This is a genomic window from Pseudomonas palmensis (genome assembly GCF_017848315.1).
Lineage (GTDB): Bacteria > Pseudomonadota > Gammaproteobacteria > Pseudomonadales > Pseudomonadaceae > Aquipseudomonas > Aquipseudomonas palmensis.
Map to the genome: position 1 here is coordinate 1 of NZ_JAFKEC010000088.1, position 11,239 is coordinate 11,239.

General features: G+C 57.1%; 10 protein-coding genes, 4 tRNA genes and 1 pseudogene. All 15 read left to right on the forward strand.

Translation table 11 applies throughout. The features are described 5' to 3' along the window. The first annotated feature begins 239 nt into the window (after positions 1-239). Positions 240-1,199, forward strand: a complete 960-nt coding sequence (birA, locus tag JZZ72_RS26405) for a bifunctional biotin--[acetyl-CoA-carboxylase] ligase/biotin operon repressor BirA (RefSeq protein WP_043861944.1) — start codon at positions 240-242, stop codon at positions 1,197-1,199. Further along, complete coding sequence (locus JZZ72_RS26410; RefSeq protein WP_043861943.1) at positions 1,189-1,935, forward strand: pantothenate kinase; 747 nt, start codon at positions 1,189-1,191, stop codon at positions 1,933-1,935. Before birA ends, JZZ72_RS26410 begins: the two co-directional genes overlap by 11 nt. Positions 1,936-1,942: 7 nt before the next feature. Beyond that, positions 1,943-2,365: a hypothetical protein gene (locus tag JZZ72_RS26415; protein WP_043861942.1), complete on the forward strand. Its 423-nt coding sequence runs from the start codon at positions 1,943-1,945 to the stop codon at positions 2,363-2,365. A gap of 143 nt (positions 2,366-2,508) precedes the next feature. Further along, positions 2,509-2,593, forward strand: a tRNA-Tyr gene (locus JZZ72_RS26420). 23 nt (positions 2,594-2,616) lie between these two features. Then, positions 2,617-2,690: transfer RNA gene (locus tag JZZ72_RS26425), tRNA-Gly, on the forward strand. Between the two features lie 26 nt (positions 2,691-2,716). Further along, positions 2,717-2,792, forward strand: a tRNA-Thr gene (locus JZZ72_RS26430). A gap of 85 nt (positions 2,793-2,877) precedes the next feature. After that, positions 2,878-4,071 (forward strand): elongation factor Tu, encoded by a 1,194-nt coding sequence (tuf, locus tag JZZ72_RS26435; RefSeq protein WP_100634181.1) that lies wholly within the window; start codon positions 2,878-2,880, stop codon positions 4,069-4,071. A gap of 53 nt (positions 4,072-4,124) precedes the next feature. Further along, a tRNA-Trp gene (locus tag JZZ72_RS26440) sits at positions 4,125-4,200 on the forward strand. A 45-nt stretch (positions 4,201-4,245) separates the two neighbouring features. Then, the gene (gene secE / locus JZZ72_RS26445) at positions 4,246-4,614 is read left to right on the forward strand and encodes a preprotein translocase subunit SecE (protein ID WP_043861940.1); all 369 of its coding nucleotides are present in this window, start codon (positions 4,246-4,248) and stop codon (positions 4,612-4,614) included. A 9-nt stretch (positions 4,615-4,623) separates the two neighbouring features. Beyond that, the gene (gene nusG, locus JZZ72_RS26450) at positions 4,624-5,157 is read left to right on the forward strand and encodes a transcription termination/antitermination protein NusG (protein WP_043861939.1); all 534 of its coding nucleotides are present in this window, start codon (positions 4,624-4,626) and stop codon (positions 5,155-5,157) included. Between the two features lie 119 nt (positions 5,158-5,276). Further along, positions 5,277-5,708, forward strand: a complete 432-nt coding sequence (rplK, locus tag JZZ72_RS26455) for a 50S ribosomal protein L11 (RefSeq protein WP_028944937.1) — start codon at positions 5,277-5,279, stop codon at positions 5,706-5,708. Beyond that, the gene (gene rplA, locus JZZ72_RS26460) at positions 5,708-6,403 is read left to right on the forward strand and encodes a 50S ribosomal protein L1 (RefSeq protein ID WP_043861938.1); all 696 of its coding nucleotides are present in this window, start codon (positions 5,708-5,710) and stop codon (positions 6,401-6,403) included. The genes rplK and rplA overlap by 1 nt, the downstream gene beginning before the upstream one ends. A 200-nt stretch (positions 6,404-6,603) precedes the next feature. Next, on the forward strand, positions 6,604-7,104 hold the full coding sequence (rplJ, locus tag JZZ72_RS26465) for a 50S ribosomal protein L10 (protein ID WP_043861937.1): 501 nt from the start codon (positions 6,604-6,606) through the stop codon (positions 7,102-7,104). Positions 7,105-7,182: 78 nt separating this feature from the next. Beyond that, a complete protein-coding gene (gene rplL, locus JZZ72_RS26470; RefSeq protein WP_043861936.1) occupies positions 7,183-7,548 on the forward strand; it encodes a 50S ribosomal protein L7/L12 in 366 nt (121 codons plus the stop codon). Positions 7,549-7,767: 219 nt separating this feature from the next. Further along, a pseudogene (gene rpoB, locus JZZ72_RS26475) lies at positions 7,768-11,239 on the forward strand (DNA-directed RNA polymerase subunit beta); the annotation flags it as partial.

Consider the following 11,239-nt stretch of genomic DNA (forward strand, 5'->3'; position numbering starts at 1 on the left):
CTCAGTAGTGAAACGATGCATCGCCGATGGTAGTGTGGGGTTTCCCCATGTGAGAGTAGGTCATCGTCAAGATTAAATTCCGAAACCCCTATCTGCATCTGCAGGTAGGGGTTTTGTCTTTGTGGGCCGAAAAAGCTGCGATCACGCAGCTATTTCTCCGTAAGGACGCGTCCTACAACAGGTATGCAATCCTTCAGCGCATAGCTATCATGCGTGCCTCATTGTGAGTCGAGATTGGCATGCTGAAGTTGTTGAAACTCCTCAAGGATGGTCGATTCCATTCCGGCGAGGCCTTGGGTGCTGCCCTGGGCATCAGCCGCAGCGCCGTGTGGAAGCAATTGCAGCATCTCGAGGCTGAATTGAGTCTGCCGGTGTACAAGGTGCGAGGGCGGGGCTACAGGCTGGCTGCGCCTTTGTCGCTGTTGGACGTCAGCGCCATCGAGAGTGCCGGTACAGGCCGGCTCTGGCCAATGCACATCCATGAAGAGATTGACTCGACAAATGCCGAAGCGTTGCGCGCGATCAGTGCCGGTCGCCAGGCACCCTTTCTGGTTCTGGCTGAGCATCAGAGCGCAGGGCGCGGTCGCCGTGGCAGAAACTGGTCAAGCCCCTTTGCGCAGAATCTCTATTACAGCCTAGTGCTGCGTATCGACGGTGGCATGCGGCAACTGGAAGGCCTGAGCCTTGTGGTGGGTTTGGCGGTCATGCGTACCCTTCAGTCCGTCGGAGTGAATGCTGCGGGCTTGAAGTGGCCAAATGATGTGCTGGCCAACGGTCGCAAGATCGCAGGTATTCTTCTTGAGCTTGTGGGGGATCCCGCTGATGTCTGTCATGTGGTGCTGGGTATTGGTGTGAACGTGAATATGCAGACCAACAGCGAGGTCGATCAGGCATGGACATCCGTCCGGCTCGAAACAGGGCAGCAGGTTGATCGCAACCAGCTGGTTGCGCTGCTCAATGAGAATCTGCAGGTTTACCTGGAGCGACATCGTCAGTCGGGTTTTACCGACTTGCAGGCGGAGTGGGAGCAAGGGCACCTGTGGCAGGGGTGTGCAGTATCGTTGATAGCCGGCGTCACCAGGGTCGACGGCGTTGTGCTCGGTATCGATCGTCAGGGCGCGCTGCGTCTTCAGGTCGAAGGTGTTGAGAAGAGCTTTAGTGGTGGTGAGCTCAGTTTGAGGTTACGCGATGATTCTTGAGCTCGATTGCGGTAACAGTTTTATCAAGTGGCGGGTTATCCGCACCGACGCATCGGTTGTTGGCGGCGGCATCGTCGATACCAACCAGGCGCTGATCGAGGCTGTTGAGGCGCTTGCGGGCGATACCCCGGCCCGTTGCCGCCTGGTCAGTGTGCGTACAGAAGAAGAGACCGATCATCTTGGTGATGCCCTGGTGAAGGCGTTCGGGCTGTCGATAGTGCGCGCGCGCTCGGCAACTGCATTGGCCGGGGTTACCAATGGCTATGACGATTACGAGCGTCTTGGGCTCGATCGGTGGCTGGCTTTGCTTGGCGGGTACCATCTGGCCAGAAGGGCATGCGTGGTCATTGATCTGGGGACTGCTGTCACATCGGATTTCGTATCGGCGCAGGGGGAACACCTGGGAGGTTTCATCTGCCCTGGGATGCCATTGATGCGCAATCAATTGCGTACCCATACCCGGCGTATCCGCTATGACGACGAGTCCGCCGAGCGTGCATTGTCGAGTCTGCAGCCTGGGCGCTCTACCGTCGAGGCGGTAGAGCGCGGCTGTACGCTCATGCTGCATGGATTTGTGTTGACTCAGCTCGAGCAGGCGCGCTCATTGTGGGGTGAGGATTTTACCCTGTTCATTACCGGTGGCGACGCAGGCCTGTTGCACCAGGTGGTACCGCAAGCCCGAATCGTTCCCGACCTGGTGTTCGTAGGCCTGGCGATGGCCTGTCCGCTGGAGTGAGGTGTGTATGCGCTGGTTGTTTCTGTTATTGCTGGTCCTCAATGTCGTCTACTACGTCTGGCACCAGCAGGAGGCACCGTTGAGGGCGAAAGAGGTGACATCGCTGTCGCTCTACAAGGGAAGTCAGCAGGGTATTCGTCTACTCAGCGAGTCTCGCGAGGCGCCATCGCAGAAGGACGATGAGTGTCTCTACCTTGGGGCATTGGCTAGCCCCGAGCTACTGAATAGCCTTCGTCAGCGTCTGATCAGCCTGGATATCCGGGCGCGCAAGGTAGTGGGGAGGCTGCCCGACAGTCAGGGGTGGTGGCTGCAGATAGCGCCTGAAAGCCGTCGCTTGCTGGACGCAACGGTGCTCGCCGGACTTTCCCATGATTTCAAAGACTTAAAAGATAAAATAATGTTGTGCGAAGGCGTTGCAACTATCGAATAGTTTGCATAGAATGGCGCCCGCTCCACAGCGATGACCACTAGGTGGTAACGCAGTGAAGCAGTTGTCAAAGTAGCTAACCTCAAGATTTTAATGAGAAAAAGCTTGACAGCAGGACGGCAAGAGTAGAAAATGCCGGCCACATTGGAGGGGTTCCCGAGCGGCCAAAGGGATCAGACTGTAAATCTGACGTCTACGACTTCGAAGGTTCGAATCCTTCTCCCTCCACCAGTTTAGCGAGAGCTGCAAGCTCCGCGGGTATAGTTTAGTGGTAGAACCTCAGCCTTCCAAGCTGATGATGCGGGTTCGATTCCCGCTACCCGCTCCAGGTTTGCTGTTGTTGCACAGTGTTACGCTCTTGTAGCTCAGTTGGTAGAGCACACCCTTGGTAAGGGTGAGGTCAGCGGTTCAAATCCGCTCAAGAGCTCCATATGACAAGGCAGATATGAAAATATCTGCCTTTGTTTTAATGGTCGGTTTGATCTGCTTATTACTTCTACCGGGGGACAGTCTCGATGGCTAAGGAAAAGTTCGAACGTAACAAGCCGCACGTGAACGTCGGCACCATTGGTCACGTTGACCATGGTAAGACGACGTTGACCGCCGCGCTGACTCGCGTTTGCTCCGAGGTTTTCGGTTCTGCCAAGGTTGACTTCGACAAGATCGACAGCGCCCCGGAAGAAAAAGCACGTGGCATCACCATCAATACTGCGCACGTCGAGTATGACTCGAACATTCGTCACTATGCGCACGTTGACTGCCCGGGTCACGCCGACTATGTAAAAAACATGATTACCGGTGCTGCTCAGATGGATGGCGCTATCCTGGTTTGCTCGGCCGCTGATGGTCCGATGCCGCAAACCCGTGAGCACATCCTGCTGTCCCGTCAGGTTGGCGTTCCGTACATCGTGGTCTTCCTGAACAAGGCTGACCTGGTAGACGACGCTGAGCTGCTGGAGCTGGTCGAGATGGAAGTTCGCGACCTGCTGTCCACCTATGATTTCCCAGGCGACGATACCCCGATCATCATTGGTTCGGCTCGTATGGCGCTGGAAGGCAAAGACGATAACGAAATGGGCACCACCGCTGTCAAGCGTCTGGTCGAAACCCTGGATAGCTACATTCCAGAGCCTGAGCGCGCTATCGACAAGCCGTTCCTGATGCCAATCGAAGACGTATTCTCGATCTCGGGTCGTGGTACCGTTGTTACCGGTCGTATCGAGCGTGGCATCGTCCGCGTTCAAGACGCCCTGGAAATCGTTGGTCTGCGTGACACTACCACCACTACCTGTACCGGTGTTGAGATGTTCCGCAAGCTGCTGGACGAAGGTCGTGCTGGCGAGAACTGCGGCGTGCTGCTGCGCGGCACCAAGCGTGACGACGTTGAGCGTGGCCAGGTTCTGGTCAAGCCGGGTTCGGTCAAACCGCACACCAAGTTCACCGCAGAAGTCTATGTTCTGAGCAAGGAAGAAGGCGGCCGTCACACTCCGTTCTTCAAAGGCTACCGTCCACAGTTCTACTTCCGTACTACTGACGTGACTGGTAACTGCGAGCTGCCAGAAGGCGTTGAAATGGTAATGCCAGGTGACAACATCCAGATGACTGTCACTCTGATCAAGACCATCGCGATGGAAGACGGTCTGCGCTTCGCTATCCGTGAGGGCGGTCGTACCGTCGGTGCGGGTGTAGTGGCAAAGGTTATTGAATAAGTAGTTGATTTCTCTCGATCAGGCCGGCATAATGGTCGGCCTGATAAGCTTTTAGGTCAGTAGCTCAATTGGCAGAGCGACGGTCTCCAAAACCGTAGGTTGGGGGTTCGATTCCCTCCTGACCTGCCAGATTCACCTTGTGTGTCTGGCTTTCTTTTCACAGGATCCTCCTAGATGACTCCCAAGTCTGAAGCCCAAGACTCTCGTTTTGATCTGCTCAAGTGGCTGGCTGTTGTCGCTTTGGTGGTGGTAGGCGTGGTCGGAAATCAATATTACTCCGCTTCGCCGATTCTGTATCGCGTTATTGCACTCCTCGCTCTTGCTGCTGTTGCTGGCTTTGTTGCCTTGCAGACTGCAAAGGGCAGGTCGTTCTTTGCGCTGGCAAAGGAAGCTCGCACCGAGATTCGTAAAGTCGTATGGCCAACCCGCCAAGAGACCATGCAGACCACCCTTATTGTGGTGGCTGTTGTCCTGGTCATGGCGCTGCTGTTGTGGGGGCTCGATTCCCTGCTCGGCTGGTTGATTTCCTTGATTGTTGGCTAAGGGTGTCCTGTGGCTAAGCGTTGGTATGTTGTGCATGCTTACTCGGGTTACGAGAAGCATGTCATGCGCTCGCTCATCGAGCGCGTAAAGCTGGCTGGCATGGAAGATGGCTTCGGCGAGATTCTGGTCCCCACTGAAGAAGTGGTTGAAATGCGCAATGGCCAGAAGCGCAAAAGCGAGCGTAAGTTCTTCCCGGGCTACGTGCTGGTTCAGATGGACATGAACGAAGGGACTTGGCACTTGGTCAAGGACACCCCTCGTGTCATGGGCTTCATTGGTGGTACCGCAGACAAGCCTGCACCCATCACCGATAAAGAAGCCGAGGCCATTCTGCGTCGCGTTGCCGATGGCAGCGACAAGCCGAAGCCGAAAACGCTGTTCGAGCCAGGTGAAGTGGTTCGTGTTGTAGACGGTCCGTTTGCTGATTTCAACGGCACGGTCGAAGAGGTTAACTACGAGAAGAGCCGGCTCCAGGTAGCGGTGCTCATCTTCGGTCGCTCTACTCCGGTGGAGCTTGAGTTCAGCCAGGTCGAAAAGGTCTAGCAGAACGACGCATCCCATACCCCGCAGCCCTATGTGCTGCGGGGTTTTGTCGTCACTGGGATAAAACGCAAGTAATCCGGGGAGCCTTCTGGCGCTTGTACCCGATATTGGAGTAGCTCATGGCTAAGAAGATTCAGGCTTACATCAAGCTGCAAGTAAAGGCCGGCCAGGCCAACCCAAGTCCACCCGTCGGCCCAGCACTGGGTCAACACGGTGTGAACATCATGGAATTCTGCAAGGCCTTCAACGCCCGTACCCAGGGTCAAGAAGCCGGCCTGCCGACTCCTGTGATCATCACTGTATACAGTGACCGTAGCTTCACTTTCGAAACCAAAAGCACCCCTGCTTCGGTTCTGCTGAAGAAAGCAGCTGGCCTGACCAGCGGTTCTGCGCGTCCGAACACCGTCAAAGTCGGTACTGTGACCCGTGCTCAGCTGGAAGAGATCGCAAAAACCAAAAATGCTGATCTGACCGCTGCTGACATGGAAGCGGCCGTGCGTACCATCGCCGGTTCCGCTCGCAGCATGGGCCTCAACGTGGAGGGTGTGTAATGGCTAAGCTGACCAAGCGCCAAAAGGCTATCGCTTCGAAAATCGAAGCGGGCAAAGTCTACAACTTCGAAGAAGCAGCAGTGCTGCTGGCCGAACTGTCTACCGTGAAGTTCAGCGAGTCCTTCGACGTAGCCGTTAACCTGGGCGTTGACCCACGTAAATCCGACCAGGTCGTTCGTAGCGCTACCGTGCTGCCACACGGCACTGGCAAGACCGTACGTGTTGCCGTGTTCACCCAGGGTCCAGCTGCCGAGGCCGCTCTGGCTGCCGGCGCTGACCGTGTAGGCATGGACGATCTGGCTGCCGAAATGAAAGGCGGCGACCTGAACTATGACGTCGTTATTGCCTCCCCGGACGCAATGCGTGTTGTAGGTCAGCTGGGTCAGGTTCTGGGTCCTCGCGGCCTGATGCCTAACCCTAAAGTTGGCACCGTAACTCCAGACGTAGCCACCGCGGTCAAAAACGCCAAGGCTGGTCAGGTTCGCTACCGTACCGACAAAAACGGCATCATCCACACTTCCGTTGGCAAGATCGGCTTTGAAGCCGTCAAGCTGAAGGAAAACGTTGAAGCCCTGATCGCTGATCTGAAGCGTATCAAGCCAGCTTCCTCGAAAGGTATCTACGTCAAGCGCGTTACCCTGAGCACCACCATGGGCCCAGGTCTGGTAATCGATCAAGGTTCCCTGAACGCGTAAGACCGCGATGGGCGCGAGCAATTGCGCCCGTCAGCAAAAATTGGGGTCCCTGCCTGGCGGGGGCTATCCAAGACCGTAGGCGGCGCAAGCCTTAAACCTCAAGCCTACGCAGATGGTGCCCCTGATTCCTTACCGAGTCAGACACCAAAACGACATTCGGCTTCGGCTGGATGAAACGGTAACAAGCAGGAGTTTTACCCGTGGCAATTAAACTCGAAGACAAGAAGGCCATCGTCGCTGAAGTCAACGAGGCTGCCAAAGTCGCTCTGTCCGCTGTCGTGGCTGATGCCCGTGGTGTGACTGTAGGCGCAATGACCGGACTCCGTAAAGAGGCTCGTGAAGCTGGCGTTTACGTACGTGTTGTACGTAACACCCTGCTCAAGCGCGCTGTTGCCGACACTGAATTCAGTGTCCTCAACGACGTGTTCACCGGCCCTACCCTGATCGCGTTCTCCAACGAACACCCGGGCGCTGCTGCTCGTCTGTTCGCTGAGTTCGCCAAGGGTCAGAGCAAGTTCGAGATCAAGGCAGCTGCGTTCGACGGCAAGTTCCTTGCCGCAAACCAGATCGACGTGTTGGCTTCCCTGCCGACCCGCGACGAGGCCATTGCGAAGCTGATGAGCGTGATCCAAGGCGCGACCAGCAAGCTGGCTCGTACTCTGGCAGCCGTTCGCGACCAGAAAGAAGCTGCTGCTGCCTAAGGCACCGCAAGCCCTTTCGAAATCATACGTTTAATTTGATGGCTGCGTAGGCTGTCACCCCAATACAGGATTTAAGTCATGTCTCTGACTAACGAGCAAATCATCGAAGCAATCGGCCAGAAAACCGTTCTGGAAGTTGTTGAGCTGATCAAAGCAATGGAAGAAACCTTCGGCGTTACCGCTGCTGTTGCCGCTGCTGGCCCAGCTGCTGCCGCTGCCGTTGTTGAAGAACAAACCGAGTTCAACGTTGTTCTGGTTGCCGCTGGCGACAAGAAAGTAAACGTGATCAAGGCTGTTCGTGAACTGACCGGCCTGGGCCTGAAAGAAGCCAAGGAAAAGGTTGATACCGCTCCTCAAGTCGTTGCTGAAGGCGTTTCGAAAGAAGCCGCTGACAAAGCCAAGGCTGACCTGGAAGCAGCAGGCGCTACCGTCGAACTGAAGTAATTTCGACTGTGCGTCTCCAGCCCGAGCGACAAGCGAAAGGCTGATGGCTGGTGGCTTTTGCCACCGGCCTTTTTCCGTTATTGGCAGCCGATCAGGTCGGCGCCGATGACGAGCGGTAACCACCGATGACGGTGGCGCAAACCATGGGGTTTGCACGATTTTCTGGCTGCTCCCGTCGGGAGAAGCCAAACAAGCAGGTGACCAAGCTGGGGAACGCTGATGGCTTACTCATACACTGAGAAAAAACGTATCCGCAAGGACTTTAGCAAGTTGCCGGACGTCATGGATGTGCCTTACCTCCTGGCCATCCAGCTGGATTCGTATCGTGAATTCTTGCAGGCGGGAGCGACTAAAGATCAGTTCCGCGACGTGGGCCTGCATGCGGCCTTCAAATCGGTTTTCCCGATCATCAGCTACTCCGGCAATGCTGCCCTGGAGTACGTTGGCTATCGTCTGGGCGAACCGGCCTTTGATGTCAAAGAATGCGTACTGCGCGGGGTAACCTACGCGGTACCGCTGCGCGTGAAAGTCCGCCTGATCATTTTCGACAAAGAATCGTCGAACAAAGCGATCAAGGACATCAAAGAGCAAGAAGTCTACATGGGTGAAATCCCCCTGATGACTGAAAACGGTACCTTCGTAATCAACGGTACCGAGCGTGTTATCGTTTCCCAGCTGCACCGCTCGCCAGGCGTGTTCTTCGACCACGACCGTGGCAAGACGCACAGCTCGGGCAAGCTGCTGTACTCGGCGCGGATCATTCCTTACCGCGGCTCGTGGCTGGACTTCGAATTCGATCCGAAAGACTGTGTATTCGTCCGTATCGACCGTCGTCGCAAGCTGCCGGCTTCCGTACTGCTGCGCGCGCTGGGCTACACCACCGAAGAAGTGCTGAACGCGTTCTACACCACCAACGTATTCCACGTGGCTGGCGAAAAGCTCAGCCTGGAACTGGTGCCACAGCGCCTGCGTGGTGAAATCGCGGTCATGGACATCCATGACGACAGCGGCAAGGTGATTGTCGAGCAGGGTCGTCGTATTACCGCTCGCCACATCAACCAGCTGGAAAAGGCTGGTGTCAAATCCCTGGACGTGCCGCTGGAATACGTTCTGGGCCGCACCACCGCCAAGGCGATCGTGCACCCGGCTACCGGTGAAATCCTGGCCGAATGCAACACCGAGCTGACCACCGAAGCACTGGTGAAGATCGCCAAGGCTCAGGTCGTTCGCATCGAGACCCTGTACACCAACGACATCGACTGCGGTCCGTTCATCTCGGATACCCTGAAGATCGACTCCACCAGCAACCAACTGGAAGCGCTGGTCGAGATCTATCGCATGATGCGTCCTGGCGAGCCGCCAACCAAGGATGCCGCAGAGACCCTGTTCAACAACCTGTTCTTCAGCGCCGAGCGTTACGACCTGTCGGCTGTTGGTCGCATGAAGTTCAACCGTCGTATCGGTCGTACCGAGATCGAAGGTTCGGGCGTGCTGAGCAAGGAAGATATCGTCGAGGTCCTCAAGACCCTGGTCGACATCCGTAACGGCAAAGGCATCGTCGACGACATCGACCACCTGGGTAACCGTCGCGTGCGCTGTGTCGGCGAAATGGCCGAGAACCAGTTCCGCGTTGGCCTGGTGCGTGTAGAGCGCGCGGTCAAAGAGCGTCTGTCCATGGCTGAAAGCGAAGGCCTGATGCCGCAAGACCTGATCAACGCCAAGCCGGTAGCGGCGGCGGTGAAGGAGTTCTTCGGTTCGAGCCAGCTGTCCCAGTTCATGGACCAGAACAACCCGCTGTCCGAGATCACCCACAAGCGTCGTGTCTCGGCACTCGGCCCTGGTGGTCTGACCCGTGAGCGCGCAGGCTTCGAAGTCCGTGACGTACACCCGACCCACTACGGCCGCGTGTGCCCGATCGAGACCCCTGAAGGTCCGAACATCGGTCTGATCAACTCCCTGGCGGCCTATGCCCGCACCAACCAGTACGGCTTCCTTGAGAGCCCGTACCGCGTGGTGAAAGAGGGTGTGGTTACCGACGACATCGTGTTCCTGTCGGCGATCGAAGAAGCTGATCACGTCATCGCACAGGCTTCGGCCACGATGGACGCGAAGAAGCAACTGATCGACGAACTGGTAGCGGTCCGTCACCTGAACGAATTCACCGTCAAGGCGCCGGAAGACGTCACCCTGATGGACGTTTCGCCAAAGCAGGTAGTTTCTGTTGCCGCATCGTTGATTCCGTTCCTCGAGCACGACGACGCCAACCGTGCGTTGATGGGTTCGAACATGCAGCGTCAGGCTGTACCGACTCTGCGCGCCGACAAACCGCTGGTAGGTACCGGCATGGAGCGCAACGTTGCGCGTGACTCCGGCGTTTGCGTCGTGGCTCGTCGTGGCGGTGTGATCGATTCCGTCGACGCCAGCCGTATCGTGGTGCGTGTTGCAGATGACGAAGTTGAAACCGGCGAAGCTGGTGTCGATATCTACAACCTGACCAAGTACACCCGCTCGAACCAGAACACCTGCATCAACCAGCGTCCGCTGGTGAGCAAGGGTGATGTGGTTCAGCGTAGCGACATCATGGCCGACGGCCCGTCCACCGACATGGGTGAGCTGGCTCTGGGTCAGAACATGCGCATCGCGTTCATGGCGTGGAACGGCTTCAACTTCGAAGACTCCATCTGCCTGTCCGAGCGTGTGGTTCAGGAAGATCGCTTCACCACGATCCACATCCAGGAACTGACCTGTGTGGCCCGTGACACCAAGCTTGGCCCAGAGGAAATCACCGCGGACATCCCGAACGTGGGTGAGGCTGCGCTGAACAAGCTGGACGAAGCCGGTATCGTCTACGTGGGTGCTGAAGTCGGCGCTGGCGACATTCTGGTCGGCAAGGTCACGCCAAAAGGCGAGACCCAGCTGACGCCAGAAGAAAAACTGCTGCGTGCGATCTTCGGCGAGAAGGCCAGCGACGTCAAAGACACCTCCCTGCGTGTGCCGACCGGCACCAAGGGTACTGTCATCGACGTACAGGTCTTCACTCGCGATGGCGTCGAGCGCGACAGCCGTGCGCTGTCCATCGAGAAGATGCAGCTGGACGAGATCCGCAAGGACCTGAACGAAGAGTTCCGCATCGTTGAAGGCGCAACCTTCGAACGTCTGCGCAGCGCCCTGAACGGTCAGGTCGTCGAAGGTGGTGCCGGCCTGAAGAAAGGTTCGGTCATCTCCAACGAAGTGCTGGACGGTCTGGAGCACGGCCAGTGGTTCAAACTGCGCATGGCCGAAGACGCGCTGAACGAGCAACTCGAGAAGGCCCAGGCCTACATCGTTGATCGTCGCCGTCTGCTGGACGACAAGTTCGAAGACAAGAAGCGCAAGCTGCAGCAGGGCGATGACCTGGCACCGGGCGTACTGAAGATCGTCAAGGTCTACCTGGCAATCCGTCGTCGCATCCAGCCGGGCGACAAGATGGCCGGTCGTCACGGTAACAAGGGTGTGGTCTCCGTGATCATGCCGGTCGAAGACATGCCGCACGACGCCAACGGTACGCCGGTGGACGTGGTACTCAACCCGTTGGGTGTACCTTCGCGTATGAACGTCGGTCAGATCCTCGAAACCCACCTGGGCCTGGCGGCCAAGGGCCTGGGCGAGAAGATCAACCGCATGCTCGAAGAGCAGCGCAAGGTCATCGAGC

Excerpts from the sequence above, each read along its gene's own strand:
- birA (WP_043861944.1), top strand. The coding sequence starts at position 240 with ATGCTGAAGTTGTTGAAACTCCTCAAGGATGGTCGATTCCATTCCGGC.
- JZZ72_RS26410 (WP_043861943.1), top strand. The coding sequence starts at position 1,189 with ATGATTCTTGAGCTCGATTGCGGTAACAGTTTTATCAAGTGGCGGGTT.
- JZZ72_RS26415 (WP_043861942.1), top strand. The coding sequence starts at position 1,943 with ATGCGCTGGTTGTTTCTGTTATTGCTGGTCCTCAATGTCGTCTACTAC.
- tuf (WP_100634181.1), top strand. The coding sequence starts at position 2,878 with ATGGCTAAGGAAAAGTTCGAACGTAACAAGCCGCACGTGAACGTCGGC.
- secE (WP_043861940.1), top strand. The coding sequence starts at position 4,246 with ATGACTCCCAAGTCTGAAGCCCAAGACTCTCGTTTTGATCTGCTCAAG.
- rplK (WP_028944937.1), top strand. The coding sequence starts at position 5,277 with ATGGCTAAGAAGATTCAGGCTTACATCAAGCTGCAAGTAAAGGCCGGC.
- rplA (WP_043861938.1), top strand. The coding sequence starts at position 5,708 with ATGGCTAAGCTGACCAAGCGCCAAAAGGCTATCGCTTCGAAAATCGAA.
- rplL (WP_043861936.1), top strand. The coding sequence starts at position 7,183 with ATGTCTCTGACTAACGAGCAAATCATCGAAGCAATCGGCCAGAAAACC.